Source organism: Streptomyces graminilatus (assembly GCF_001418565.1).
GTDB lineage: Bacteria > Actinomycetota > Actinomycetes > Streptomycetales > Streptomycetaceae > Streptomyces > Streptomyces graminilatus.
On record NZ_LIQQ01000849.1, the window covers coordinates 1 to 1,068 of the forward strand.

A 1,068-nucleotide genomic window follows, 5' to 3' on the forward strand; every position below is an offset into this window, starting at 1 on the left:
CGGCCGTCGAGGGCGCGCCGAACACGGTGGGCCGTGAGCGGTACGCGCGCTGGTCGCGCTACTGGAACGGTACGGATCTGGACCTGGACGAGGCGTACGCGTACGGCTGGGCCGAGTACCACCGGATCCTCGGCGAGATGCGGCAGGAGGCCGAGAACATCCTGCCCGGCGCCGCTACGCCCTGGGTGGCGCTGGCGCATCTGGACGAGCACGGCAAGCACATCGAGGGCGTGGACGAGGTCCGCGACTGGCTCCAGGGCCTGATGGACCAGGCGATCGAGGCGCTGGACGGCACGCACTTCGAACTCGCCGAGCGGGTGAAGAAGGTGGAGTCCCGCATCGCGCCGGCCGGCAGCGCGGCGGCGCCGTACTACATGGCCCCGTCGGAGGACTTCTCCCGCCCCGGCACCACCTGGCTGCCCACGATGGGCCAGACCCGCTTCCCCGTGTACGACCTGGTCTCGACCTGGTACCACGAGGGCGTCCCCGGCCACCACCTCCAGCTCGCGCAGTGGGCGCACGTCGCCGAGAACCTCTCCCGCTACCAGGCCACCGTCGGCGGCGTCAGCGCCAACTGCGAGGGCTGGGCCCTGTACGCCGAGCGTCTCATGGACGAGCTGGGCTATCTCACGGACGCGGAGCAGCGCCTCGGCTACCTGGACGCCCAGATGATGCGGGCGGCCCGGGTCATCGTCGACATCGGCATGCACGTGGAGATGGAGATCCCGGCGGACTCCCCCTTCCACCCCGGCGAGCGCTGGACCCCGGAACTGGCCCAGGAGTTCTTCGGCGCCCACAGCAGCCGCCCCGCGGACTTCGTGGAGAGCGAGCTGACGCGCTATCTGACCATCCCCGGCCAGGCGATCGGCTACAAACTGGGCGAACGGGCATGGCTCCTGGGCCGCGAGAACGCCCAGCGCCGTCACGGCGACACCTTCGACGCGAAGGCCTGGCACATGGCCGCGCTGTCGCAGGGGTCGCTGGGGCTGGACGACCTGGTGGATGAGTTGTCGCGGTTGTGAGGCAGCCCACCGAGGACAACTCGACTGCGGAGTAAGGGGGTTACGG

The 1,068-nt window shown here is 70.4% G+C and carries 1 protein-coding gene; it reads left to right on the forward strand.

Features of this window, described 5'->3' with window-relative positions:
* On the forward strand, nucleotides 1-1,022 hold a 1,022-nt coding region (locus tag AOK08_RS42180), incomplete at its 5' end, for a DUF885 domain-containing protein (RefSeq protein WP_157877053.1).
* Between the last annotated feature and the right edge of the window lie 46 nt (nucleotides 1,023-1,068).